This is a genomic window from Microcoleus sp. M2_D5 (assembly GCF_036701935.1).
Classification (GTDB): Bacteria; Cyanobacteriota; Cyanobacteriia; order Cyanobacteriales; family Microcoleaceae; genus Microcoleus.
The window spans coordinates 18,643-43,417 of the sequence record NZ_JAUBRP010000014.1 but is presented as its reverse complement, the minus strand read 5'-3'; the positions used below and the strand labels follow the sequence as shown (position 1 = coordinate 43,417).

At 45.7% G+C, this 24,775-nt stretch carries 25 protein-coding genes; 15 read left to right on the top strand and 10 right to left on the bottom strand.

Features of this window, described 5'->3' with window-relative positions; genetic code table 11:
- Positions 1–157: 157 nt before the first annotated feature.
- Positions 158–1,102, bottom strand: coding sequence for a UV DNA damage repair endonuclease UvsE (gene uvsE, locus QUA50_RS08400; protein ID WP_333265784.1), 945 nt, complete (start codon positions 1,100–1,102; stop codon positions 158–160).
- Positions 1,103–1,446: 344 nt separating this feature from the next.
- Positions 1,447–3,099, bottom strand: coding sequence for an AarF/ABC1/UbiB kinase family protein (locus QUA50_RS08395; protein ID WP_333265786.1), 1,653 nt, complete (start codon positions 3,097–3,099; stop codon positions 1,447–1,449).
- 54 nt (positions 3,100–3,153) lie between these two features.
- On the opposite strand from QUA50_RS08395, the gene QUA50_RS08390 reads away from it, so the two are divergent.
- From QUA50_RS08390 to QUA50_RS08380, 3 genes are read left to right on the top strand one after another with little or no spacing between them, the layout of a single operon-like run.
- Entirely contained in the window at positions 3,154–3,324 is a 171-nt protein-coding gene (locus QUA50_RS08390) for a hypothetical protein (RefSeq protein WP_333298615.1), read from the top strand.
- Between the two features lie 59 nt (positions 3,325–3,383).
- On the top strand, positions 3,384–3,656 hold the full coding sequence (locus QUA50_RS08385) for a helix-turn-helix transcriptional regulator (protein WP_333231221.1): 273 nt from the start codon (positions 3,384–3,386) through the stop codon (positions 3,654–3,656).
- The gene (locus QUA50_RS08380; protein WP_333265788.1) at positions 3,653–4,609 is read left to right on the top strand and encodes a BstXI family restriction endonuclease; all 957 of its coding nucleotides are present in this window, start codon (positions 3,653–3,655) and stop codon (positions 4,607–4,609) included. Before QUA50_RS08385 ends, QUA50_RS08380 begins: the two co-directional genes overlap by 4 nt.
- Positions 4,610–4,656: 47 nt before the next feature.
- On the opposite strand, the gene QUA50_RS08375 is transcribed toward QUA50_RS08380, so the two are convergent.
- From QUA50_RS08375 to QUA50_RS08365, 3 genes are all read right to left on the bottom strand, one after another.
- Entirely contained in the window at positions 4,657–5,769 is a 1,113-nt protein-coding gene (locus QUA50_RS08375) for a site-specific DNA-methyltransferase (protein WP_333265790.1), read from the bottom strand.
- Positions 5,770–5,945: 176 nt separating this feature from the next.
- Positions 5,946–7,007 (bottom strand): mannose-1-phosphate guanylyltransferase, encoded by a 1,062-nt coding sequence (locus tag QUA50_RS08370; RefSeq protein WP_333265792.1) that lies wholly within the window; start codon positions 7,005–7,007, stop codon positions 5,946–5,948.
- Between the two features lie 250 nt (positions 7,008–7,257).
- Entirely contained in the window at positions 7,258–7,869 is a 612-nt protein-coding gene (locus tag QUA50_RS08365) for a thylakoid membrane photosystem I accumulation factor (protein WP_333265794.1), read from the bottom strand.
- Between the two features lie 322 nt (positions 7,870–8,191).
- Here QUA50_RS08365 and QUA50_RS08360 point away from each other — a divergent pair, with 322 nt between their 5' ends.
- Positions 8,192–9,094: an undecaprenyl-diphosphate phosphatase gene (locus QUA50_RS08360; protein WP_333265795.1), complete on the top strand. Its 903-nt coding sequence runs from the start codon at positions 8,192–8,194 to the stop codon at positions 9,092–9,094.
- 10 nt (positions 9,095–9,104) lie between these two features.
- Here QUA50_RS08360 and QUA50_RS08355 read toward each other — a convergent pair whose 3' ends face one another.
- Positions 9,105–9,410, bottom strand: coding sequence for a hypothetical protein (locus QUA50_RS08355; RefSeq protein WP_333265798.1), 306 nt, complete (start codon positions 9,408–9,410; stop codon positions 9,105–9,107).
- 247 nt (positions 9,411–9,657) lie between these two features.
- On the opposite strand from QUA50_RS08355, the gene QUA50_RS08350 reads away from it, so the two are divergent.
- The 5 genes from QUA50_RS08350 (at position 9,658) to psbM (ending at position 14,408) form a co-directional block, all read left to right on the top strand.
- Positions 9,658–10,068 carry a hypothetical protein gene (locus QUA50_RS08350; protein ID WP_333265800.1) on the top strand — a complete coding sequence of 137 codons (411 nt, stop codon included), beginning with the start codon at positions 9,658–9,660 and terminating at the stop codon, positions 10,066–10,068.
- Between the two features lie 158 nt (positions 10,069–10,226).
- Entirely contained in the window at positions 10,227–11,612 is a 1,386-nt protein-coding gene (locus tag QUA50_RS08345) for a TIGR03279 family radical SAM protein (RefSeq protein WP_333265802.1), read from the top strand.
- A gap of 141 nt (positions 11,613–11,753) precedes the next feature.
- Positions 11,754–13,598, top strand: a complete 1,845-nt coding sequence (locus QUA50_RS08340) for a TolC family protein (RefSeq protein WP_333265804.1) — start codon at positions 11,754–11,756, stop codon at positions 13,596–13,598.
- Between the two features lie 118 nt (positions 13,599–13,716).
- On the top strand, positions 13,717–14,013 hold the full coding sequence (locus QUA50_RS08335) for a 2Fe-2S iron-sulfur cluster-binding protein (RefSeq protein ID WP_190733006.1): 297 nt from the start codon (positions 13,717–13,719) through the stop codon (positions 14,011–14,013).
- A 281-nt stretch (positions 14,014–14,294) separates the two neighbouring features.
- A complete protein-coding gene (psbM, locus tag QUA50_RS08330; protein ID WP_015177760.1) occupies positions 14,295–14,408 on the top strand; it encodes a photosystem II reaction center protein PsbM in 114 nt (37 codons plus the stop codon).
- A 245-nt stretch (positions 14,409–14,653) separates the two neighbouring features.
- Here the strand turns inward: psbM and QUA50_RS08325 are convergent, their stop codons facing one another.
- Positions 14,654–15,505 (bottom strand): universal stress protein, encoded by an 852-nt coding sequence (locus tag QUA50_RS08325; protein WP_333265806.1) that lies wholly within the window; start codon positions 15,503–15,505, stop codon positions 14,654–14,656.
- Positions 15,506–15,646: 141 nt separating this feature from the next.
- On the opposite strand from QUA50_RS08325, the gene QUA50_RS08320 reads away from it, so the two are divergent.
- The 4 genes from QUA50_RS08320 (at position 15,647) to QUA50_RS08305 (ending at position 20,003) form a co-directional block, all read left to right on the top strand.
- Positions 15,647–16,147, top strand: a complete 501-nt coding sequence (locus QUA50_RS08320; RefSeq protein WP_333265808.1) for a thioesterase family protein — start codon at positions 15,647–15,649, stop codon at positions 16,145–16,147.
- A 357-nt stretch (positions 16,148–16,504) separates the two neighbouring features.
- Entirely contained in the window at positions 16,505–17,566 is a 1,062-nt protein-coding gene (locus QUA50_RS08315) for a DMT family transporter (RefSeq protein WP_333265810.1), read from the top strand.
- 23 nt (positions 17,567–17,589) lie between these two features.
- Positions 17,590–18,765 carry an ATP-grasp domain-containing protein gene (locus QUA50_RS08310; protein WP_333265812.1) on the top strand — a complete coding sequence of 392 codons (1,176 nt, stop codon included), beginning with the start codon at positions 17,590–17,592 and terminating at the stop codon, positions 18,763–18,765.
- Between the two features lie 299 nt (positions 18,766–19,064).
- Positions 19,065–20,003: a hypothetical protein gene (locus QUA50_RS08305; RefSeq protein ID WP_333265814.1), complete on the top strand. Its 939-nt coding sequence runs from the start codon at positions 19,065–19,067 to the stop codon at positions 20,001–20,003.
- A 76-nt stretch (positions 20,004–20,079) separates the two neighbouring features.
- Here the strand turns inward: QUA50_RS08305 and QUA50_RS08300 are convergent, their stop codons facing one another.
- Genes QUA50_RS08300 through QUA50_RS08290 form a run of 3 tightly spaced genes read right to left on the bottom strand, consistent with a single transcriptional unit; the run spans position 20,080 to position 22,456 of the window.
- Positions 20,080–21,036: a DUF6282 family protein gene (locus tag QUA50_RS08300; protein ID WP_333265817.1), complete on the bottom strand. Its 957-nt coding sequence runs from the start codon at positions 21,034–21,036 to the stop codon at positions 20,080–20,082.
- Positions 21,037–21,089: 53 nt separating this feature from the next.
- Positions 21,090–21,995 (bottom strand): alpha/beta hydrolase, encoded by a 906-nt coding sequence (locus QUA50_RS08295; protein ID WP_333265819.1) that lies wholly within the window; start codon positions 21,993–21,995, stop codon positions 21,090–21,092.
- A gap of 14 nt (positions 21,996–22,009) precedes the next feature.
- Entirely contained in the window at positions 22,010–22,456 is a 447-nt protein-coding gene (locus tag QUA50_RS08290) for a SufE family protein (protein WP_333265821.1), read from the bottom strand.
- Positions 22,457–22,783: 327 nt separating this feature from the next.
- Here QUA50_RS08290 and QUA50_RS08285 point away from each other — a divergent pair, with 327 nt between their 5' ends.
- Entirely contained in the window at positions 22,784–23,782 is a 999-nt protein-coding gene (locus tag QUA50_RS08285) for an iron ABC transporter permease (protein ID WP_333234556.1), read from the top strand.
- A gap of 201 nt (positions 23,783–23,983) precedes the next feature.
- Positions 23,984–24,769 (top strand): ABC transporter ATP-binding protein, encoded by a 786-nt coding sequence (locus tag QUA50_RS08280; protein ID WP_333265823.1) that lies wholly within the window; start codon positions 23,984–23,986, stop codon positions 24,767–24,769.
- Positions 24,770–24,775: the final 6 nt, after the last annotated feature.

Below are 24,775 nucleotides of genomic sequence, written 5' to 3'. Positions count from 1 at the left end.
CAGGCATCTTGCCTGTTCTTGGGCGGGCGAGACACCCCACAAGAAAATTCATTCTTTGTGGAACAGGCATCTTGCCTATTCTTGCGATTTACCGTTAAGTGGGGGTGAATTTGCGCGATGATTGGTTTTAGGCAATTATTGTGGGTAAAACCCCACCCTACGAGACATTGGTAAATTGTGGAACCTTCGACGACAACCATTCGGCGCGCAACTTTTCAATAGCTAATTCTTTGAATTTAGCTTCTACTTCAATCCAAGGAGCCTGATAATAGCAATTAGGCATTTCTGTAATTAAATCGCTGTGGCGCGGGTCGGCAAAAAATTCTCTGCCATTCGATATGTGCACTAATTGCCATTCAGGAACCGACCAAGTTGTGCGGGCTGCTGCTAGCATTTCGGCAACGCTGGGGTCGTCGTAAGTTTCTAAATGTTCGTGAATGACGTGGTGGTGGGCGTCAAAAACCATTGGTACGCCGGTATCGAGACAAACTTCTAAAATTTCCGAGGAACTGTAAGCGTATTCGTCATTTTCAAAGGTTAAGCGCGATCGAATCGATTCTGGCAAGTCGCGGATGACTGATTTGAGCTGCGAAATGCGATCGCCCTTACCGCCGTGAATGTTCATCAGTGCCTGGGGCGATCGGGGCTGTCCCAACATATCTAAAATTAAAGCATGAGTCGCCAGAATTTTAATGCTGTTTGCAACGACATCAGGCTTGTCGGAACTGAGGACGACAAATTGATCCGGGTGGAGTACCAAACGGATGCCCAAAGACAAAGCGCGATCGCCCGTCTTCCGCAATTCCTCAGTCATTGAGTGTAGCACTGCTTCCCCCAAATCTGTATCTGCAAAAGGGAACAGTGCAGAAGTCATGCGGTAGAGCTTAATCTGATTGACGGAACAGAAGTCGATCGCTTTGTCAAGCCGCTTTAAGTTGTCTGTATAAAGCTCGCGCAATACAGTTTCTTGTTCGGTTTCCGAAAGCTGTAAAAGTCGCTTCCGCGTGACAGTGCGAAAGCGAACTGCATCGGATGTTGTAATGCAGACTAATCCCAATTCCGGCAATTTGTCTTTTTGAAATAGTTGGTTAATATTGCTCATTCAAAATAACACCTAGCTCTATTTTTATCACAAAATAGGTTTGTAATAAGGACTGAAGTCATTAGCGATCGAGTTTTGAGAGACTTTAGTCTCTCAAAACTCGATCTAACTATAATTTCTAGCTTAGACTTAGCTGTTGCGGGCGATCGCCTATCTTAAGTCAGAGATGTTGCTTAATAGTTGAGGATGCTATAGCAATCCTGGCATCAATTGTGAAATTTTTCTCTTCTCTTCTCAACATTCGCGTCAAGAGAGTCTTCGCGGTTCGTTCACAAAAAAAGCCTGTTACGCGTTTCCCGAAAGGATTGCTATATCTCCTGATTTTCCCCATTTCCCCTTTTCAATCAACTCCGCAAACGCCCTGACCTGAGAATACTAATAATCAACCAAAAACCCAAAAAACTCGCCGCCCCAAACAAACCAGTGCTCAGAAAAGATAGCTGAGAAGTTTGGGCGTTAGAAGAAATAATTGCAGCCCCTATAATCAGTGAACCCACGACAATGCTAAAAGAAAGTCGGTTCGCAGAATCCCCCAGAGTGCGGCGCAGCGGGTCGAGTTCTTTTAGTGTCAAGTTCCACTTCAAAGTTTCCGAAGTTACCCGGTCTAAAAGCACTTCCACCTGTCGCGGAGATTGCAAAGACAAGCTTTTGAGATCCAGGGCAGTTCTCAGCATAGCCTGTACTGGGTCATCTCCTAATAACTGACGCCGAAACATATCGGTCATCAGCGGTTTGACCTGCTCTACAATATTAAACCGGGGATTAAAAGAACGCGCCAGTCCTTCCAAATTAGCTAGAGTTTTTGCATACAAACCGAGATTGCTGGGCAGTCGAATTTTATTTTTGCGGGTGATTTCCAGCACCTCATAAAAAATTTCCGACAAGTTCATTTGCGACAAGCTGACATTGTAATACTTTCGCAGCATTCTCGCCAAATCGTTCTCTAGAACAGCTAAACTTTTCGGCTGAGCAAATTCTGCCATTTCCAATGTTAATTGAGCGCAGCGCTGAGCGTCTAAATCGACAATTGACAGCAACATTTCTGTCAAATTCTGCTGAGTGCGCGGGTCTAATCTGCCGACCATGCCGCAGTCCAGCAAAGCTATCCGGCCGTCTTTGAGATAAAATAAATTGCCGGGATGCGGGTCTGCGTGAAAGAATCCGTCGATATACAACTGCTGGAAGAAAACGCGGCAAAGCAGCGTTGTAATTTCTTCGCGTTCGGCATTTATATCTCCTTTGTGGCGAATTCCTTGCAAATCGCCTAACAAAATCGGGACTCCGTTCAGCCACTCCATTACTAAGAGTTTTTTTGTAGTTAACTCCCAGTTAATTTCTGGTAGAACAACTTGTGTGGGGTCAAACCATTTACTTTTAGATAAATTGCGGCGCAGTTCGTCTGTGTAGCTGGCTTCTTGAATGAAGTCGAGTTCTGCACGCAGGGCGATCGCAAATTCTTCAGCTAGGGCGACAATATCGTATTGTTGACCGAAGTCTGTGAGCATGACAAGTTCTGCCAAACCTCGGAGCACGGCGATGTCTTGTTCGATGACAATATCGATACCGGGGCGCTGAACTTTGAGGGCGACTTCGCGGCCGTCTTTTAAGGTAGCTTTGTGGGTTTGGGCGATCGAACCTGCTGCGATCGCTTCAGTGTTAAATTTGGCGAAGGTATTTTCGAGAGATTGTGTGAGTTCCTGGCGGACGATTGCTTCTACTTGCGACCACGGTACGGGCGGCACTTCCGCTTGTAGCGTGGAGAGAGTTTCGATATAGCTGGCCGGCAAAAGGTCAGGACGGGTGCTCAGCAATTGACCCAATTTGACAAAAACTGGGCCTAATTCGACGAGGATGTTGCGGAGAACTGCTGGAGTTGGGAGACTGGGTGCGTCGGTTTTGCGGCCGGTTAGGAGGCTTTTCATGTAGTCCCAACCGTTGCGGAAGACGACCTCTAGAATTTCTCCTTTGCGAGAAGTGTTTTGAACTAGGCTAAACAAGGGGCCTCCGGGTCGATCGGGTTTAAGGGCTATATAACTACTAGGATAGCGCTGTTGACCAAGCTGACCAGTGTCTTGGGGAATAACTTGGGGGTGGTGCGAATGGGGCGCGATTCCCTACGGGATAGCTTCGCTTCACGAATTTTGGGTAGCAGAATTGCTGTTGAGAATTTCCTCGTCTCGGAAACTTTTTCAGACCGTTTTGTTACTTATAGCATTCATTAATTGACTTATAATCTGTAGACTTATTGTCTATAAAAGTTTATTTATAGTCTGTAGATTTATTGTCTACATTTTTTGATAATTGTACCTTGAAGCAAAAAAGTGAAATAGATATCAAAAAGCGTTTTGGAAAAGCCATAAGGCGGCGTCGGCGAGAACTCGATCTATCACAAGAACACCTAGCCGAAATTTCAGGACTTCATCGTACTTACATTTCGAGCATAGAAAGAGGTCAGCGCAATCCATCTTTGGAGAATATTGAAAATCTAACAAAAGCCCTGGATATATCTATTTCTGCTCTCTTTGCTAACTATGGTATAGAGGTAGAAGAGTGACAGCTAAAAAAAATGCTAAAGCTAAAAATACTCGGTTGAGCTATCAACTTGGTCTGCCAGCAGCAATAGCTAGAAAAGTTGAAAAGACAGGTCAAACCAGAGGTGCAGAGAAAGATACTGTTTATCAAAACCGCGTCCGCCGATGTAGCACAGTCCTCATACCGCTAAGCTCGTGGAAAGCTGGTGTTGTCCCACCACCAGGAGGATTTGAAAATGGTTACATAGTTCTTGCCCATCCAGAGGAATACTTTTCCGAGATTCCTCCAACCTCTAAATCAAATTTACCAAAAGACTTACAGCTTGGACAAAATTTATTAGTATTTTATGAGACTAGACTTCAATGGAACAGCTACCCTCCAAGTCAGTATGGTTGGCATCCTGCTAACTCTCGAATTTCACCACTAGGAGGTCAATACCTTGCCCGCGTACCAGATACTACCAGTGCTAAAGACTCTCTTGAAAGGCATGGGTACATAGATAGCGATACTGGCGGTCAAGGAGCAGGAATTAGGATTTATGAGTATGCTTCACAAACGGAAATAGAAGCTACTAAATATCAGTTATCTTTCCTTGTGTGGCAAACCGAAGGAATTCTTGATATGGCGCGAGAAGAAGGCACACCGAATCCTGAAGAATGCAAGGCAAAAATAGAAGCTAAATGTCAGTCCATGGGACTTATAGATATTAATTTACTTCCGCAAAACAGGATAATAGATAGCCAACAGCGTACCGTTTGCCCTCTTTGCTTGAAGCCTATCCTAGCTCAAGAACTGGCGTCCCGCGTGGAACAAGCTGAAGGTAGAAATGTACCTGATTTGACAGTTACCACAGCAAATTTATTTCATGTTAAGGAACTCAGAGCCGGAGTATATAATCACTGTCGTTACAATTTGGGATGGGACATCATCACTGTAATGCAGCAGCTAGAGACTGGGGAGTTAAACGCACATTAAAATGGATGGAAGAAGTCCTCACAAATAACGGAAAAATAATTAATTAATTATTTTTCCGAAGACACATTATTTAATAATTTTTGAAACAAAAATTCCTTTTTCCAGTCAAATTCTGATGTTTTAGACTTTGGTAATGGCTGTGATATATCAGAACACCGTAAAGTTATTTTGTGACACAGACTTTCTTCAATCTCAATCAGCATAGCTTCACGACCTAACATTTGGGCTGCTTGTCCAACAACACCTGAACCTGCAAAGCAATCCAGCACCATATCACCCGAATAAGAACTGGCTTCAATAATATGAGTAATCATATCTAATGGCTTTTCTGCTGGGTGTTTACCCCGGTAAGGTCTAACTGTTGGGAAATCCCAAACATCGGTGTATGGTATATCGGCAGTTACAGAAAAAGGTCTGATTATTTCTTGATAATCAGGTAATTCTGGGACTTGGGGGCTAAATTTAGACAACACCGATTTCAGTTTTTGATATTGTTCGGGACTGGGGATGTTTCTGCCGGTCTCCCAATTCGATACTGCACCACCGTGATTGACACTCCCATACTCACCAATAGCTTCTGTTAGCTGAATAGTTGAGATCCCTGCAGCTTCGCGGGTTTTTCTGAGCAAGCTACCAAAAGCTGATTGTTTGTTGTTTTCCGCTGATGCTGATTCAGCAAAAATAATCCGTTCCGAATGATGATACCAACTCCTTAAATTTTCTTTTTTTGCCTTTTGCTTCCATCCATCATAGCCTGGTTCATTGGGTTTTGTCCAAGTAATTGAAGCTAGGACATTAAATCTTTCACCTAACATTACCTCAATTTTGGCTGCCATTTTATTAGAGGCAAAACAGTAGAAAGAGCCATTGGGAGCTAATACCCGCTGCCATTGCTCGGCTATATTGTCTAACCAGTGAAGGTAATCTCGATCATTTTTAAATCTTTTGTCGCCCGTAATGTTATCTTTTTTAGTAGAATGATAGGGGGGGTCTGTCAGAATTAGATTGACACAATTATTAGGCAGTGAGTTTAATACATCTAAGCAGTCACCTTGGTAGAGAGTGACAGCAGGGGATTGAAAGTAGGTGTTCATTGGCTTATTTTCTCTATAGCGCTCTGTACTCAACCGCTTGATTCCATAATTTAAGTTATTATACATGGGAAACCGAACCTCAGTCTAGTCTGTAAGACAATTAAATGATGGGTTTTACGCTCGCCCGGTTCAACCTCTTTAACAGCTTCTGGAAAAACACCCTGTTTTATATTTTTTTGTATGTAGCTTTTTCCGGGATTTATTGTAATTTCAAAGGGCGATTCTCAATCGCCCTTTTTCTATCACAATAAATCTTTCAATTTATCATCTTCTCCCAACACTTTAATTACCTGTTTAATCTCCTGCGTCCTGTCCTTTTTCACAATCAAAGTCACATTGCCATCTCGGACAACTACCACATCTTCTAAACCAATGGTGACAATCACCTCATTCTCATCGGCTGCATAAAAGATGCCACCTTTCGTATCAATGCCGACGTGTTTTGCTAACTCCACATTCGGCTTGTCTCCTTGCAGCAAACGACCGATCGCATTCCAATCTCCCAAATCGTCCCAGCTAAAGCCTACGGGCAGAACACAGGCCTTTTGCGTCTTCTCCATCAGCGCGTAATCGATGCTAATTTTGGGTAATTCTGAGTAAGCCTGGGCGCCTTTTGCTTCCAAAGCTGCCATCATTTCCGGTACATGATTTCGCAATTCTGTCAAGACTGTTCCGACTCGAAATACAAAAATTCCGCCGTTCCAACTAAACTTGCCGCTGGCTACAAATTCTTCCGCAGTTGTGCGATCGGGCTTTTCGGTAAACCTCGCTACCCGATAAGCCGGAAAACCCCCAAAACTGCCGATTTCCTCGCCTTGTTCGATGTAGCCGTAACCGGTAGAAGCATAACTCGGCTTGACTCCCAAAGTGGCGATCGCATCCTGATTTCTCGCCAACTCGGCCGCCGCCTCCAAAGTCTTGATAAACTCCTGTGGTTCCCCAATCCAGTGATCCGCCGGGAAAAAACCAACAACCGCATCCTCACCGTAACGCTTCGCAGTTTCTATAGCAGTCCAGGCCACCGCCGGCGCAGTATCCCGGCCCTCCGGTTCCGCCAGCAAATTCTCCGGCGGTAACAGCGGCAACTGTTCGCGAACCCCCGCAGCCAACATTTCCGACGTTACTACCCACAAATCGTCCCAACCGTTACCTAATTCCAAAAGTCTTTCCGCCGTCCCTTGCAGCAAACTCTTGCCGCTACCGTCGAGACTCAAAAACTGCTTGGGCCGCTGCTTGCGACTTAGTGGCCAGAAACGTTCGCCTTTACCGCCGGCCAGAATCACAGGAATTAAGGTTCTACTCATTGTTTAAAGTTTAAACTGTTCACATCTATTTTGCCTTGATACTGGTAGGGACACGGCAATGCCGTGTCTTTACCCGTAGCTTAATTTTTAATTCTACCTTCTATCTTCTGCCTGTCACTTTTTCAATCCAATTAGTATCACGATCAATGTAAGGTGCGCCACAGCATACCTTATTCAATATAAGACCGAAAAACTCTGGTTGAGGAATCATTGAAGATTGCTATAGCCACTAGCAATTAGCCATTACCTATTACTTGGACAATTCGATATTGAGTTCGTTCACGACACGGCGTTTGAGCGGAATGGATTTTTCTCTAGGCAGCAAGTCAAATACTTTACGAAAAGCGTCATCTACCTGTTCAAATGGTATTTGTCCTTTTTTATTGAAAACTACTTTTCCCGATTGGTCTAGGATGACAGTTTGAGGTACGAAACCTTCGTAATAATGGCTGGGTTCCGTGATTTCGGGTGACGGTTGCGGAGGCAAAGAGTCAATTGTTATCGGCATAAAATCGGCTTCGCGCCCGTAAAATTCTTGGAGTTGAGAGACGACGATGGCGTATTGCTTGGAGTCGCTGCTGTCGTCAGTGTAAAAAACTAACAATACGGGTTTATGGCGTTTGAAAGAATCTGCAATCTTGACTTTAGGAGGAACTAGGGAACCGTTGCCGGCGTAGAGGGCAAATATTGTACCGTCAAAGCGATCGTCCGTAAGAGTTGCCAAGGCTGGGGCCGTGCCGCTTAGCAGTATGAAGCTAAGTGCGATCGCCACTGTTACAAGACTGGCTGACAAGATTCGCCTCAGCCAGCGGATGCCAGAAGCAGCAGTAACAAGTGATTTTTTTTTCTCAGGAAATATCATAGGTTGTGGGCAGTTGCTGTAACAAAAGCGAAATCAGATGCAAAAACTTTCCTAAGTTTATCAGCAAAATGTAGGCAAATGTTGTTGAGTAGGTTAAAGTAGTTTCGGCTCGACGATCGTAAATTGCTGATAGTGGCGATCGACAAGGTGATTCGACAGGCCCAAGATCACTATTTGCGATCGGCTTTTCAGGGGCGGGCTGGAAGTGTCCGCGCCACAATAAAATTTATTTGTGGTGGGATGGGCTTCTAGCTTCCGACAAGGGTGCAAGATATTAAATTCAACTGATTACTAGAAACTGACAACTGGGAATTTACAACTAATGATAGCTTTGCTTGACGCACTCCTGGCCCAAACTGCTGCTGCTGATGTTTCCGGGCCGGCTCAAATCAATCTGGCGCAGGCCCTTGTTTTAGGAATTGTACAAGGATTAACAGAGTTTTTGCCTATCAGCAGCAGCGCTCATTTGAAGGTAGTGCCGATCGCCCTGGGATGGGGCGATCCCGGAGTTGCTTATACTGCTGTTATTCAGTTGGGCAGCATTATTGCAGTGCTTTGGTATTTCTGGAAAGACTTGACAAATATAACTGTTGGTGCAGTAGAAGCCCTGGTGCAGCGCAACTACAAATCCCATGAGTTTCAAATGGCGGTAGCACTGGTTTTGGGAACAATACCTATAGTCTTTTTCGGGCTGCTAATCAAGGCATTGGTTCCAGATTTTGACAAGTCGCCACTCAGGAGTTTGGCCAGCATCGCCATTGCTTCGATCGTCATGTCGCTACTTTTAGCAACAGCAGAAAAAATTGGCAAGCGCAATCGCACTTATGAAAAGTTAACTGTCTTAGACGGTATTTTGATGGGATTAGCTCAAGCAATAGCCTTGATTCCGGGCTGTTCGCGATCGGGTTCCACTCTAACAGCAGGATTGTTCATGGGATTGGAAAGACCTGCCGCCGCCCGGTTTTCTTTTTTATTGGGAATTCCGGCAATTACTCTGGCTGGATTAGTGGAATTAAGGGGTGATTTGGGACAAGGAATCAGCCATGCGGGAGTTGCAGCTTTGATAGTCGGAACGATTTCATCATTTGTGTTTTCTTATTTGTCGATCGCGTGGCTAATGAAGTTCCTGCAAACTCAAAAGATGTGGATATTTGTGTTGTATCGGCTAGCTTTTGGCGTGGCCATTTTAACGGCGCTCGCAGGTGGGGCCGTGAAAAATGCGTAGGTTGTTATAATTACAAGGACAGGCAAGATGCCTGTTCCACAAAACAAGAACAGGCAAGATGCCTGTTCCACAAAGAGTAAATTTTCTTGTGGAACGGGCCGGAGAGCCAGTTCATAAAAAGCTTATTAATAGCTGACAAGCTGTTAGCTTTTAACTCAAAGTGAGCGTCGCCGTGAAGGATGTAAAATGCTCGAAGATAGCGAGGAAAAAATAAACAATTAGCGCTAATTATGCTGGTTCCTGCTGCTAGCATTGGTGTAGCCATGTGCTTATTTATCGCTCCCGGAATTGTGGGAACAATAGTATCAGATTTCAAACGGCTTCTCCGTTCAGAATCCCAGTGCTAATATATGGCATAGTATCGCAACAAAAGCGATTATTTCCCGGACGGCTGGGTTGATAAAAGAGCGGTGTTGTGCTGGCAAAAACAACGAAGCCTGTCAGGAACCAGTCAAAATTTTGAGTTTCATAAATACATATTTTTGATACATCCTCTCACAGCAAAGCTAAATTCACAACCCAGAACTTATCCTGATTCTAAAGGCGATCGACCTTAGTAAACTATGTCAATACCGAAAAAAGGAACAAGAAAAATAATTGTTGATGGGGAGCCTTTCATTTGGCTAATCCGAAGACAAGCTACTAATACGCAAGCAGACTACGATGGTGGGAATCTTCATGTTGCTGTCGAACACGCTGAAGAACCGGGCTCGGTGTTAGTTATCATCACCGATCGACCTCATCCTCAAGGTTATAGTTTAACTAACTGTGAATGGATACCGGTGAAACCGCGAGATGGAGCGCCACCAGAAGTAAGAGTGTGGAAGATTATTTCCACGCAAGAAGTGAAACCAGTAACACCCTCTGATGCAGCACAATGGATACGGCAAGCTGTGCAACTTGGATGGCAGCCTCAGCTACCCGGAATAACTTTTGAGGTGCGGATTGCAGGACTGTTTATGGAAAAAATATAATGCTGTATATTTAGCAACCCGACAAGTCAATTCTGTTAAAGACAATTCACCCGCCTAGACTGGCAGAAGCGATCGGGCGATCGCTTCTGTCAGCCTAGACAAGTTAAACTGTAAACATTCTCCGCTAACAAATAACAAATAACAAATAACTAATAACCATGAGCGACTTATCAATCCGGCCCGCCCTAATCACCAAAGTTATCCCCGACAGCATCTGCGCCGAAATGGGATTTGAACCCGGAGACTCAATCGTCGCCGTCAACGGTCAAAAACCCCGCGACTTAATTGACTATCAATTCCTGTGCGCGGATGAAGTTCTAGAATTAGAAGTATTAGACAGTAAAGGCAAAAGTCACAAATTAGAAATAGAAAAAGAGTATGACGAAGACTTGGGAGTAGAATTTGAGACGGCTCTTTTTGATGGACTAATTCAGTGCAACAATCGCTGCCCTTTTTGCTTCATTGACCAACAGCCTCCGGGAAAGCGCGAAACTTTGTATCTCAAAGATGATGACTACCGCCTCAGCTTTCTTTATGGTAGCTATCTCACTCTCACAAATTTGACTCAAAAAGAGTGGGACAGAATCGAACAAATGCGGCTTTCTCCTCTATATGTTTCGGTACACGCTACGGAACCGGAAGTGCGAATTAGGTTGCTAAAAAATCTCAGGGCTGGGAAGATTCTCGAACAAATCAAATGGTTTCAAGAACGCCGCTTGCAAATTCACGCTCAAGTAGTTGTTTGTCCTGGTATTAATGATGGGGAACATTTAGAACGCACTTTGTTAGATTTGGCCAAGTTTCATACTGGAAGTATTCCCGCTGTAGCATCGGTGGCTGTAGTGCCGGTGGGTTTAACTCGCTTTCGCCCTGCCGAAGATGAATTAATTGCAGTAACTGCGGAAAAAGCGCGAGAAGTAATCGAGCAAGTGCAGAAAATTCAAGTGCTTTTGAGTAAAGGAAAGGGCGGCGGAAAGCCGAAAAGGAAGAATTCAAAATCGCGCTGTATTTGGCTGGCTGACGAGTGGTTTTTAATAGCTGGTTTAGATTTGCCGTCGGCTGCTGATTACGAAGATTATCCCCAAATCGGTAATGGTGTGGGTTCGATCCGCCAGTTTATCCAGCAGTTTGAAACGGCTTTTGAGAAGCTGCAACCGATGCCAGTTAACCCGCCGCGCAAGTTGGTTTGGGTGGTGGGGAATGCTGTTGAAAAAGCTTTTGAGCCGATCGTACAACAACTAAACCAAATTCCCGGCTTGTCCGTCAACATGGCAGCACTGTGCAGCCGCTACTGGGGACAAACTATCACTGTTACGGGTTTGCTCACCGGGCAAGATTTGCTCGAAGCTTTGCAGGGGCGAGACTTGGGAGATGGCATCCTGCTGCCGTCGGTGATGCTAAAACAGGGGGAACCGCGTTTTCTCGACGACATGACCCTCGAACAGCTCGCCAGCTTGCTAAAAACCCGGATTTTGCCGGTGAGCGGAGTAGAGGAACTAATCTCGACGGCGATCGGTCTGGCAACTGCTGAAGTTAAATTCTAAATTTTGAATCGAACATTCAAAAGTTAAGATGAGTAGGGTAATTGTGACTTGCAACCGTCGAGTTCAGGCTACAGACTAGAAATTTGAGACCTCAATCTTGCTCTAAAATTGTCTCTAGGATTGCAGAGTAATTAAAAAATTATGCGTGTTTTTCGTCAAATCATCGTAGTCGGAGTGGGCGCTGCAATTACTTTGGGCAACGCCGCACAGAGTGCTTCAGCACAGTCTCCGACTCAATCTCAGGACAGTTTGGCCCGCTTCAATCAGCTCGAATTAGGGCCCAATGTTCGATCGACCTCGAACACAGCGGCAGAATCAGCATCAGATGCCGAACAGTCGATCGCCCTTAACCCCCCAACCGGAACCGAGCAAGCATCAAAGCCTCAACAGGCTGCTCCGGCTTCCCCATCAACTCTGTCTCAGGCCGGTGCAACGCCTCTAAGAGGGTTGGAACCGACACAGACTCAGCAGCCTTCCCCGAACCCTCCCAACAATGTTCCTGTGCCGAGTTCCCCGGTACCCATCCTCCGGGGCACTCCGAACGAAAGTTTCCCCCCTCTCCCTCCCAGGGGTATTTTAGACACCAAGCCTCCGGCTTCCCTGGAACCCAACCCGAATCCGCTGCTGTTTCCGACAAACCCGGAGGATGTCAGAATCGAGCAAATAGAGTCAATTACTTTGCAGCAGGCGATCGACCTCGCGCGCCGTAACAGCCAAGTTTTGCAAATCGCCGGACAGCAAGTGGAACAAAGCAGAGCAGCTTTGCGCGAACAGCAAGCTGCTCTTTATCCAGACCTGAATTTTCAAATGGACGCCAGCCGCTCTGTGACGGCAGGCGGAGAACTCGGAATCCGGGCTGGGCAACGCCGCCTCAACGCTCTGGCTAACCGAACCGGGCAGCCCGCCGAGCAAGCCGGCACAAATTTCGGCAGCAACAGTCTCAACAGCACTTTGCAGTTGAGCTATGACGTGGATTTGTTCGGCAGGCGGCGGGCTAACATCCGCGCGGCAGAGGAACAGTTGCGCCTTCGGGAATTGGATGTGGAACGCCAAGCCGAGGAACTCCGCTTCGACACTGCTGAGGCTTACTACACCTTGCAAAACGCGGACGGACAAGTTGCCATCCGCCAAGCTTCGGTCAGAAATGCCGAGCAAAGTTTGCGGGATGCCGAAGCTTTGGAACGGGCAGGGGTGGGAACCCGGTTTGCTGTGTTGCAGGCTCAGGCAAATTTGGCTAACGAACAGCAACAACTGTCAGTTGCCCGTCGCGATCAGCGAGTTGCCCAGCGGCGTCTGGCTGAGATTTTGAATGTCAGCCAGTCGGCGAACTTGACGGCGGCAGATCCGGTAGAGCAAGCGGGCTTTTGGAGGCTGTCTTTGGAAGACAGTATCGTGCAGGCTTTTAAGAATCGCCCCGAGTTGGAACAGCAGTTGGTGCAGAGGGATATCAGCAAGCAGCAGAGGCGATCGATTCAGGCGGGGCGTTTGCCTCAACTGAGTGTTGGAGGTAGTTACAACGTGCTGGGACAAGACCCTGATAACCCCGATCCGTATACTGCTCGCGGCTGGGCAGATGGTTATTCGATCCGGGCGAGTCTGACTTGGAGTATTTTCGACGGGGGCGCGGCGAACGCGAGGGTGAAACAGCGGGATGCTGATATTGCGATCGCCGAAAGTCGATTCGACCAACTCCGCAACCAAGTGCGCCGGGAAGTGGAACAAGCTTATTATGGCTTAGAGTCGAATTTTGAGAATATCGAAACTTCTGAGGCGGGGGTTTTGCAGTCGAGGGAAGCTTTGCGTTTGGCGAGACTCCGGTTTCAAGCTGGTGTGGGTACTCAGACGGATGTGATTCAGGCGGAAACTGATTTGACTAGGGCTGAGAGAAACCGATTGTCGGCAATTATCAACTACAACCTGGGGCTTTCGTCTCTCCAGCGGGCTGTGAGCAATCTTCCGACTAATAACCTCTCGGATGCTCCTTGAGATGGGGTTGGGGCGAGCTTTAATTACCAGATCAATTGGACATCCTGTATTAAACGTCCGACACATTAGTTAATATTTTGTAATAGAGTTCCATGTCAACTGCGTTAAGGAATCGGCAATGGCCAATATCAAGTTTGTGAAGGAAAATCAGGAAGTCATCGCAGCAGACGGAGCCAATTTGAGGCTCAAAGCTCTAGAAAACCGCATCGATTTGTACACATTTTCGGGAAAGATGATGAATTGCGGGGGCTACGGTCAATGCGGCACCTGCATTGTGGAAATTGTCGAGGGCAGTGAAAATCTGTCGCCCCGCACTGACTTTGAGAACCGCAAGCTCAAGAAAAAGCCCGAAAACTATCGGTTGGCTTGTCAAGCTACGGTCAACGGCCCGGTGAGCGTCAAGACTAAACCGTGACTCTCAGAAGGCAGAAGGTTGATTAACAGAAAGAAAATTGCAGAATGCAAAAATTGTGTTTTTTTTCCTATTTCACTGTATAATCACGCCTTTTGCTCGCCTAGGAAAAGAAACTTGGTTTCTAGGACAAATAAGAGATTGGGCAGGGAGGCATCCAGGCAGAAAGCGGGTTTCGACGCTTGTCCGTCAGCTCTTCTTCTGTCTTCGAGTTTGCCTTTTGCCTTTGAGTGATATCCTAGTTGTGTGTGTTTTTCTATTTTCCGATAGAGGCGAGCGTCTTCATGGAAGTTAACGATTTAGGGTTTGTGGCAACCATTCTGTTTGTATTGGTTCCCAGTGTTTTTCTAATCATTCTGTACATTCAAACAGCTAGCCGTCAAGGTAGAAAAGATTAGCAACTGCTGCTATTTCTGTCAGGCGCAAGCTGCTTGCAAAAAAAAAGCGCCAACAGCTTTTTGCTGAGGCGCTTTTTTTGTTAACTGTTGAGTTTTAGCTGCTAACTCTTATATTATGTCCGGTCGATTACCCCTAATACGGTAGGGGCGGGTTCACCAACAATACTTGCCAATAATTGACAATCTCAAAAACCCGCCCTTTTAATCGCGGTCACTAGATCGGACATGATATTAACGATGAGATTCTAGCCGACTGTGCGGGCTAGCAAGACCGGACAGTTCGCATAAACTCGCACGTAGTCTGATAGCGAATTTCCCAGGAGTCGATCGATATCCACAAAGTTTTTGGCAACGCTGGGTCGCCGATCCGGGGAACCGATTACCAACAAGTCGGCATTCAACTCGTCTGCAATCCGACAAATTTCTTCCCCTGGCTTGCCTGTAGCACTCACGCAGCGGTAGCTAACTCCCATTTGTTTGGTTAGTGCTACTGCTGGGGCCAATACAGCGTCTTTTTCAGCACTTGTTGTTAAATCTGTGCTGGATTTTCCCGTCAAATCTTTGGTGACGTGCACTAAAATTATCTCTCCGCCGCTGACTTCTTTGACCAAAGATAGCGCAAGCTCTAATGACTGTTTGGCAGCTTCTGATTTGTCTACTGCCACCATGACGCGCTTGATTTTTTTGACGTAGATGTCGTCTTTTACTAACAGCATCGGTCGGGATGTTAGCTGGAAAACGTACTGGCTGACTGAGTTTTCCAAAATCGATTGCAGCCGTCCGAGTCCGCGGGAACCCATAATTACTAAGTCGGCTTTTTCTTCTTCTGCGACTTGGCAAACTGTGGTTTTGGGGTCTCCCTGTTTGAGCCGGGGGTTGACTTTGCTGGGATCTATTTTCAAAGACTGGACTGCTTGTGCTAAAATCTTTCCTCCTTCTTCCAACTTCTCGGCCATGCCATCGGAGGTTACTTGCGGCGGCACGACGTGCAAGACGGTGACAGAGGTTTGTTGCAAGGAAGGGATGTCCATCAACATATTAAACATCTCTTCGCACAAGCCGCGACCGGCGACGGCTACTAAAATTTTTTCTATCATGGTTTTGGCGGTAAAAACAGTTGAGTTTTCTTGTGCGACGTTAAACTAGGGCGTTGGTACTCTAGTTGCTTACAGTCAAGCATAAGCCTGAAGTTTGTCTTATGATTTGTAGAAATGTAGCGTTTTGGAACAATTTGTAAAGTGTTAGAGAACGATCGAACTCAACCAGAACTCGCACCGGCTGGTGCCATTCAAAATCGGCGCGGGATGGACTCTGAGGGCTGGTTTGAATATTTGGTGCGAGTTTACCCTCACCATACTGACTACAGCGGTGTGGTGTGGCACGGGACTTATCTGGCTTGGATGGAGGAAGCTAGGGTGGAAAGTTTGCGTTCTCTCGGCATCGAGTATGCCGACTGGGTGGCGCAGGGTTTGGAATTGCCTGTGGTGGAACTTTCGCTGCGCTACCACCGGGCTGTACAAATGGGTCAATCTGTGGCAGTCAGAACGCGGATGGCTGCTAGCGAGGGCGTGCGGCTGCTTTGGGATTACGAAATTCGATCGGCTGAGACTCAGGAGTTATATGTCACCGCACAGGTAACTTTGGTTGGTGTCGATCGCGATAAGAACAAGATTATCCGCCAATTGCCGCCGGCGCTAAAGGAGGCTTTGACAAGGCTTTCTGTTAAACCTTCAACCTAAGCTGCTGTTAACTATCAATTCTCGCCTCCAGAAAGCAACAATGATGAGTGTGGGTTTGTTTAGGAATGAGAATTAAATAACTTCCACAAGTTTGTGGGATGGGCCTGAAAGCCCGTCCAAAAAGGATGGGCGTCCCGCCCATCGCACAATAACAATTAAAATTGTAAGTTATTTAATTCGCGAGCCTTACTGAAAGACTGTATGCACCGGTGCGTCGCTCAAAGATTGTGGATATTATTTAATATTTAAGGGTGGCGACGCACCCTACAGATACTGTTGCATGAGTTTTGAGACTTAGTATAATTTATAATTATACCTTCTGCTTTCTGTGTTTTGCCTTCATTGGAACTTTTAATAATGTCAAAAAAACTGGAATTGCCAGAGCCAAATATTGAACTTCAGCGCAATTTTTTGGAAAAAACCGAGTTAAACTCTGCCTTAACAACTGAAGACAAAACTCTTGTTTCAGGAAAGCCAGACAGTTTAAATAACGATGAATTAGCTGAGAGTAAAGGCAAAATTTGGGCGATCGCATCGCTGTCGGCGGCACTGCTAGCGGTGTCCCTGGCGGCGATTTTTATTAGGTTTAGCGAACGGGAAATCAGCCCGAATGCTACTGTTTTTAACCGTTTGTGGATAGCAACTGTAGTATTTGGAGTGTGGAATGGTGCGGGTGCTGCGCGTCGCCGAATGTCTGGGGCACAAGTTGAAGAGCGATCGAACTACACTCTGCAGGATGTGATGCTGTTAACAGCGGTAGGCGTGGTTTCTTCTGCTTCTGTGGGTTTCTGGGCCTGGTCGCTGAGTCAGACTAATGTCGCTAATTCTACTGTACTGCGAAACTTAACTCCTTTATTTACTACTTTGGGGGGATGGCTGCTGTTGGGGCGGCGTTTTGACAACAGGTTTTTGATGGGACTGGCGGTGGCTTTGTCTGGCGCAATTGCGATCGGAATGGACGATTTGCAAACGGCGGGATACAATCTAGTCGGCGACATTGCTGCTCTTTTATCGGCGATGTTTTATGCAGGAAATCTGCTACTTTCAGAACATTTGCGAACCAAGTTTCCGGCGACAACTATATTGATGTGGCGCTGTTTTATTGGCAGTATCTTGGTTTTGCCACTGGTTCTGCTGGCGGGCGATCGAATTTTCCCTTATTCTTGGCAGGGATGGCTGGCTGTAATTGGTTTGGCGGTGATTTGTCAAGCTTTCGGCCAGGGACTGCTCATCCACAGTCTCGGTCGTTTGTCCTCAGAATTTGTAGCTTTTTTCCTGCTGCTAGAACCCGTAATTACCGCTATTATGGCTTGGGTGCTGTTTTCGGAAAGTTTGAGCTTGTTTAATTGGTTGGCTTTTTCTGTGGTTTTGGCTGGAATATATTTGGGAAAATCTAGCGGTTCGGTCGCTAAAAAATGACATACAAAGGAAAAAATACTTAAATGATTCCCACATCAATTATCCTGAATCGCTGGCATTATGACTTTAGTTTGCTGCCTCAATATTTAGAGGTGCTGTTTGCTAAATTGCGGATGGCGGTGGTGTTCGGCGGCGACTGCGATCGCCCCGGCTCAGTGATTTACAAAACTCACAATCCCCGCGCTTGGAAGAGTTACGAAATCGTCGCTCGCGAGATTGCTAGAGCCTTAGCAGAAATTGGATTTCAGCAAGTCTTTGTCATGCCTGACGACATGAACTTGCCGGAACAACTAAAACAAAAAAATATCCATTTAGTATGGCTGAATACTGGCGGAGTCCAGGGCTACAATCCTGTTTGTCACACTCCCGCATTGTTGGAAATGTTGGGAATGCCTTATGTCGGTCACAATCCTTTAAATAGTTCAACTTTAGATAACAAACACGCTTTTAAACGAGAACTGCAATCAGTCGGAATAAAAACCGCTCCGTTTATGACTTGGCATCCTTCTCAAGGGATTTTGCAGCCTAATTTGCATCAGCGTTTTGCCATTGCTTTTGGTGACTGTCAAGGGCCGTTTGTTGTTAAACCAGTATCCGGTCGCGCTTCGCTGCACGTTCATTTTGTAGAAAACATTGAGGGTTTGTCTGAGGCTGTTTCGGAAGTTCACCGAGCAACTCACAATACTGCTTTAATTGAAAAATATTTGCCGGGACGAGAATTTTGTGTAGCGGTTTGTGGCTATGTTAAATATGCTAAAGGCGGTTTCTATAAAAATACAAAACCTTTTGCTTTTTCGACGGTGGAGCGCGTGCTTGAGCCTGACGAACTTATCTTTACTTCTATGGACAAAAAAGCGATTACGGCGGATCGAGGACGGTTGATGGGCGGTGAGGAACCTGATCTCAAACAAGAGTTAATTGAGTTAGCTAGAAAAATTTATTGGGAGTTTAGTTTGAACAGTTTGGTGCGGATTGATGTCCGAAGTGATGCTGATGGCTCGCTTTATGTTTTGGAAGCAAATCCCAAACCGGATTTGAAACATCCAGGGGAAAATGTGACGAGTTTGGTAGCTTTAGGTTTGGCGGAATACGGGATGAGTTATAACGATTTAATTTTTAGTTTATTGGCGGATAGGTTGGATTATTTGTTGACTCAGCATATCGAAATTATTCCTCATATTGTGGATTTGCTGCATTAATCGGACTTGCAGGGTGCGGGTGCACCTTACCTGTAAACAACAGGTATTTGTAAAGAAATATAAATTGTCGAGCTAAGTAAACACGGGCTGGCAAGTTGTGATAGCTTTGAGTAAGATAGCAATTTGTGGATGTCCATTTTTGGATCGGGATTGCAATAAGCTGTTCGACATCTAAATTGCATTTTTTGTGCGGGCTTTCTGGCCCAACCCCTACTCCCCACAAGAACTTGACCAAATTTTTACTGTGCAGTTTAAATGCACAACAGCTTAAATCAATTTATATTAATTAGATAAAACACATGGAAGCATTACTTTTATTCATAGGATTTGGAAGCGGGGCATTAGTCTGCTGGCTAATTTTGAATAAGCGAAATTCACGCAATTTGGTGCGGATGCAGGGTTCGCAGGAGGCTATATCGAATTTGGCTGCTCAGTTGGAGGTCAGCAATTCGGAATTGCGGCAAAAGGTGCAAAATGAAAATCAGCTAAATTCTGAATTGTCTCAGTTGCAAAGTCGGTTGGAAACTGTGACTCGCGAGCAAGAATTGTTAAAAAATCAAGTGTCAGAAATGGAAGAATTTTTGGCAGGAATTGCCAGGGATAGATCGCAAATTGATGCTCTGATTGCTGATTTGCAGTTTCAGCTAGAAAATGCTCAACAAGCTGAGTCCCAGTTAGCACAAGTGGCAGAACTTCAAGAGCAGTTAGAAGTGGCGGATCGGGAGCGATCGCAGCTTAACGCTCAATTGCTGGAAATGCAAGCAGAGTTAGAGGCGGTTGATGCAGAACGTTCTCAATTTCACGCTCTGCTGTCGGAATTTGAGAGTCAGTTGGAAACGGCTAGCCAAAGCAGATTGCAGGTACAGTACCAGTTGTCGGAAATTCAAATTAAGTTCGATCGCTCCATTGAAGAGCGCGAGCAACTTCAGTCTCAACTATCTGGTTTGCAAACTCAACTGCAATTAGTCGAAGCAGAGCGATCGCAACTGCAATCCCAGTTAGAAACAGCTAACAGAGAGCGATCGTATCTTTACTCTCAACTCTCGGAATTTCAAAGTCAAATCGCTACAGCTAATCAGGCTCAAAATCAACTGCAATCTCAAGTAGGGGAATTAGAAAATCATTTAGAAACCGTCTATCAAGAACGTTTGCAGCTAAATTCGCAGCTATCCCAATTGCAAACTAACTCCCCAGCGGGCGAGCCCGAATCTCCAGAACCGGAAGTAGATGCTACTTGACTAGAAATCCCAGAGAGGACAAAAGTCCTCAGTACAAGCTTGAGAATAGTTAGGCAATCGGACATAATATTTACTTCTAAATTCCTAACAATCGCGCTGGATTTTCCTGCATCATTAAATCAATTTCAGGTTGAGAAATACCTTCAGAAATCAAATTTTCCACAAATAATTTGTAACCCTCAGCAGGTAAAGGATCGGGTTCCCTTCCTAAATCCGTACTCATAACAAAATGCTCGGCTCCGATTAGTTTAATCGCTGCGGCCATCTTACTAATAGAAACTTGATGCCAGTTTTTGTGACCCTCATCAGCGGCATTTTCTCCCATCAAATCGTTCACAAATGCTAGTTCTAAGAAAGCTCCGGCTGCGGCTGCTCTTTGCATATTTTCTAAGGACAAACCCGGTACATCCGCCATTGCGTGGGTAATCAAGATGTTCTTAATGTTGAGCAGATTGGCTTCAGCTACAACTGCCATCACTTCTTCTGAGGAAATATGACCGGTTTCCAATACCAAATTCTCTTTTGCTACAACCTTCAACACCGCTGCTGTTTCCGGTAAAACCTTGCCATTTTCCGCAACTTTAATCCCCCTTCCCGACTTGTGAAAAACCTGCAAGTGATGCTCAGCATCAACCGTTGGCAGCCACACTACTTTACCGTATTTACCACCGATGCGGTGCATTGCGCCAACAGCGTCGGGATTAATTCCGCCTACAGAATGATTGAGAACAACTCCTCCGAAAACTTGGATTTCTGGTACTATTTTATTAACCAGAACAGCCCGCGCTGCTGTGCTGGCATAATGATTTTTCAATACAACAGCTTTCATCTTCGCCCTAGCAGCTAATTTCGCTACTTCAAAATCATCCAACCTGCGGGGAATCACATCAGGAGAAGAATGAATGTGAAAGTCGATCGCACCTTCAATCGTACTCTGTGGCAAATTGACCATCGGCGAATCTCCGACAGCATAAACTGGCAGACAAAACCAATAGCAAAAAATCCAAACAAACGTTAAAAAAACAGCTTGCATTCCTCCCCTCTGCGTTCTCTGCGCCCTCTGCGGTTCATCCCCTCTTAATCCTCTCAAATAAAAGATTGAACCGCATTTGCCAAAGCTTCTGCATTCTCTTCGTGCATACCCAAAGAACCGGGAATAACTCGCGATACAACACCCGGTAATTCCGTTAATGCTTCCATTTCAGCCTTTGATTTGGGCGGCGCATTTTCAGCAATTACAACCATCACCGGCACTGCTAATTGTTGAAATTTATCTGTAAATTCCGATCGCACTTTTGCCGGATCTAAACCACCAGTCACAAAAGCAGCGGAACCGTATCGAGCACCTGGTTTTTGCGTCACTTGCCATTTGCTTTGGATGAAATCCGGCGTGACTTTAGCAGCATCGGCCCAGACGTGGCGGCGGTACATAAAACTCAGGAAAGACGGCGCAGTATTGAGTTTGTAAAGGAATTGTCCCAGTAAGGGCGATCGTACTAATTCTCTCACGATTCCGTGCCACCCGCTTTGCTGTTTGGTCATCGTCGGCAAAGGCCCGCGCCAAGTCGGCGCAGCTAACACAATCTTTGACCAAACATTCGGCTTTGATTGCGCTAATTGCATCACATAACCCGCAGCGTGACCTGCTGCAACTACAGCAACAGGACTGTTAAAAGTTGCCTCAACAAAATCCTTGATAAATTGATGGTATAATTGCGGTTTATAGTCGGTTCGCGGCCGATCCGATTCGCCGAAACCCGGCCAATCTAAGCTCACAACTTGAAATTTAGGAGCTAACAATTCTGCTAAAGGACGCATTTCTTCTCGCGTGGAAACCGTACTGAAAGCAGGCAGCAGCAATACAGGATTTCCCAGTCCTCGGGTTTCGTAAATAACTTTAATTTGCGTTTCTTGCCAATTCCAGATATATTCTTGAACTGCGACGGGATAGTTGCCAGAATTTGATTTTGTTAAATTTGTAGTTTGAGTCATGGCTGTTTATTCTTTTAATTTGCTTCGGCTTGCTTGCTCAATTCACAAGCAAGTGCCTTATTTTTCATCATTTGAAAAATGTTGTAAAATCCGTTAGCGCGGGAAGGTGTCAGACTCACATTCAAGCCCGTGTCTTGAATAAAATCTGGGGTAATGCTGACAATTTCAGCAGGCGTTAATCCGCTCAAACCTTCTACCAGCAAGCCAACTAATCCTTTGACTAACTGAGCGTCTGAATCGCCTTGATACAGAACTTTTCCCTCTGCCAAATTTGCAGTAATATAAACTTGCGACACGCAGCCAGAAACTTTGTTTTCAGGCAGTTTATCGCTTTCGGGAAATGCTGGAAGTCGCTTGGCATACCACAGCAGTTGTTCGTAGCGCTGTTTCGGATCGGAGTGTCGCTGAAAGCGCTGGACGATTTTAGCTAGGGCTGGCGGTAGCGCGGTGTTTGCGGACATGATTCACTCGTAGCGGTTTACTTCGTTAATATTATACATTTAATTTTGGCGGCGGGTGCGATCGCCAAGCGATTCTGCTCCCATGAGGAATGAGAATTAAATAACTTCCACAAGTTTGTGGGATGGGCTCTTATAGCCCGTCATGAGTGGACGGGCTATAAGAGCCCATCCCACAATAACAATTAAAATTATAAGTTATTTAATTCGCGATCCCGATCGCCGTCTTGAGGTGCATCGGTTATTGTTATTGTAGTTAACCAGTTCGAGCGTTAAAAACAGAGTAAATATGGTACTTAGTGCTGTCAATCAAGATTGTGGTGTAATCTAGTGAATCTCCCAAAAATCTGGCTAAAATATCGAGTTTTTCAGGCAGTTTTATTCTTAGGATTGAGTTTGCTGTTAACCATCGCCCTTTCGCTTTCTTTCGGTGCGGTGCCGATGAGTGCAGATCAATTGTGGCAAGCATTTCTGCACCGAGGTGATGCTGTCAATCAAACTATTTTCTGGGAATTGCGTTTGCCCAGAGTGGCGGCCGCGCTGACAGTTGGTGCGGCTTTAGGAATGTCGGGGGCTTTGCTGCAAGGGTTGCTCCGCAACGGTTTAGCAGATCCTTTTGTATTAGGAATTTCGGCGGGTGCAGGGTTGGTTGCGATTACCATGCTGACTTTGGGAATATTTCAAACTTGGGTGCCTTTGGCGGCTTGGATAGGTGCTATTTTAACTTCGATGCTAGTCTACTTTTTGGGAAAAACTAAAACGGGAATTTCTGTTGAACGTTTGGTTTTAGCTGGTGTGGCTGTTAGTTCTCTGTTTGGGGCAATACAAACTACACTGCTGCTGTTAGCTGAAGACAGCCGCTTGCAAGCTGCTTTGAATTGGTTGATAGGCAGTTTGAACGGTCGCGGTTGGTCGGATTTGCAGGTGGCTGCACCTTATATTTTGGCTGCTTTGCTGTTAGGATGTTTTTTGGGTCGATCGATAAATTTGCTGGCTTTGGGCGACGATTTAGCTGTTGGTTTGGGGGTTTCGCTGGTACGATCGCGCTTGTTGATTGGCGGTGTTGCTACTTTGCTAGCTGCGAGTGCTGTCAGCATCGGCGGATTGATTGGTTTTGTGGGATTGGTTGTGCCTCACGGGGTGCGTTTGTTGGTTGGTAACGATTATCGGTTTGTATTGCCGCTGAGTGCGATCGGCGGTGCTTGGGTGTTGACTTTTGCTGATTTTTTGGCACGTTTGGGTGCGGTAGAATTGCCTGTGGGTACGGTTACGGCTTTGTTGGGTTCTCCGCTGTTTGTCTGGCTGCTTTATCGGCGTTCTAGTTATTAGTGATTAGTCATCAGTCATTAGTCATCAGTCATTAGTTATTAGTCATGAGTCATGAGTCATTAGTTATTAGCCATTAGTCATGAGTCATTTAAGTTCTTCAGTCCTCTTTAGAGGACTTTAGCTTTGAGGCAGGGGTTTAAACCCCTGCCGGATCGTCGGTTTGACGTTTTACCAATTACCCGTTACCATTACCAAAATAAAATGAATTTAGAAATTCAAGATTTAACTGGCGGTTATGGCGAAGTTGCGATCGCCCGCAACATCACTTTATCTTTGCAACCAGGTGAGTGGTTGAGTCTCATCGGCGCCAACGGTTCTGGTAAGTCTACTTTCTTGAAATTAGTCAGCCGCATCCTAACTCCGCAGCAAGGAAGTGTGTTGCTTGACGGCAAAGCCATTCATACTCAACCTGCTGCTGTTGTCGCTCAAAAATTAGCGATTTTGCCGCAGCAGCAAGCAGTACCCGAAGGTTTGACGGTAAGGCAATTAGTCGGTTTGGGGCGTTCTCCTCATCAGGGTTGGTGGCAGTGGGAATTGAGCAAGGAAGATGCCCAAAAGGTGGAAGTTGCGATCGCTCAAACTGGGATTGAGGAATTTCGCGATCGCCCTGTCGAACAACTCTCAGGAGGCGAACGCCAGCGCGCTTTCCTCGCCTTAGCTTTGGCTCAAAATCCGCAAGTTTTGCTATTAGATGAACCTACTACTTATTTAGATATTTCCTATCAGTTGCAATTGTTACAACTGCTTAACAAACTCAATTTAGAACAAAAATTGACGATTATTACAGTGCTGCATGAAATTAATTTAGCTGCTAGGTACAGTTCGCGGATTGCTATGTTAAATAAAGGCGAACTTTTTTGTGTAGGAACTCCCGCAGAAGTTTTAACTCCTGATAATTTAGCTCAGATTTTTGGCGTAGAAGCTATCATTTTAGAAACTTCTGTAGGCTTGCAGATTTGTGCGATCGCTCCTGTCTCCCAAATTTAGTATATT

Coding starts and splice junctions, on each gene's coding strand:
- uvsE (WP_333265784.1), bottom strand. CDS start 1,102: ATGAGCAATATTAACCAACTATTTCAAAAAGACAAATTGCCGGAATTG.
- QUA50_RS08375 (WP_333265790.1), bottom strand. CDS start 5,769: ATGTATAATAACTTAAATTATGGAATCAAGCGGTTGAGTACAGAGCGC.
- QUA50_RS08370 (WP_333265792.1), bottom strand. CDS start 7,007: ATGAGTAGAACCTTAATTCCTGTGATTCTGGCCGGCGGTAAAGGCGAA.
- QUA50_RS08365 (WP_333265794.1), bottom strand. CDS start 7,869: ATGATATTTCCTGAGAAAAAAAAATCACTTGTTACTGCTGCTTCTGGC.
- QUA50_RS08360 (WP_333265795.1), top strand. CDS start 8,192: ATGATAGCTTTGCTTGACGCACTCCTGGCCCAAACTGCTGCTGCTGAT.
- QUA50_RS08350 (WP_333265800.1), top strand. CDS start 9,658: ATGTCAATACCGAAAAAAGGAACAAGAAAAATAATTGTTGATGGGGAG.
- QUA50_RS08345 (WP_333265802.1), top strand. CDS start 10,227: ATGAGCGACTTATCAATCCGGCCCGCCCTAATCACCAAAGTTATCCCC.
- QUA50_RS08340 (WP_333265804.1), top strand. CDS start 11,754: ATGCGTGTTTTTCGTCAAATCATCGTAGTCGGAGTGGGCGCTGCAATT.
- QUA50_RS08335 (WP_190733006.1), top strand. CDS start 13,717: ATGGCCAATATCAAGTTTGTGAAGGAAAATCAGGAAGTCATCGCAGCA.
- psbM (WP_015177760.1), top strand. CDS start 14,295: ATGGAAGTTAACGATTTAGGGTTTGTGGCAACCATTCTGTTTGTATTG.
- QUA50_RS08325 (WP_333265806.1), bottom strand. CDS start 15,505: ATGATAGAAAAAATTTTAGTAGCCGTCGCCGGTCGCGGCTTGTGCGAA.
- QUA50_RS08315 (WP_333265810.1), top strand. CDS start 16,505: ATGTCAAAAAAACTGGAATTGCCAGAGCCAAATATTGAACTTCAGCGC.
- QUA50_RS08310 (WP_333265812.1), top strand. CDS start 17,590: ATGATTCCCACATCAATTATCCTGAATCGCTGGCATTATGACTTTAGT.
- QUA50_RS08305 (WP_333265814.1), top strand. CDS start 19,065: ATGGAAGCATTACTTTTATTCATAGGATTTGGAAGCGGGGCATTAGTC.
- QUA50_RS08300 (WP_333265817.1), bottom strand. CDS start 21,036: ATGCAAGCTGTTTTTTTAACGTTTGTTTGGATTTTTTGCTATTGGTTT.
- QUA50_RS08295 (WP_333265819.1), bottom strand. CDS start 21,995: ATGACTCAAACTACAAATTTAACAAAATCAAATTCTGGCAACTATCCC.
- QUA50_RS08290 (WP_333265821.1), bottom strand. CDS start 22,456: ATGTCCGCAAACACCGCGCTACCGCCAGCCCTAGCTAAAATCGTCCAG.
- QUA50_RS08280 (WP_333265823.1), top strand. CDS start 23,984: ATGAATTTAGAAATTCAAGATTTAACTGGCGGTTATGGCGAAGTTGCG.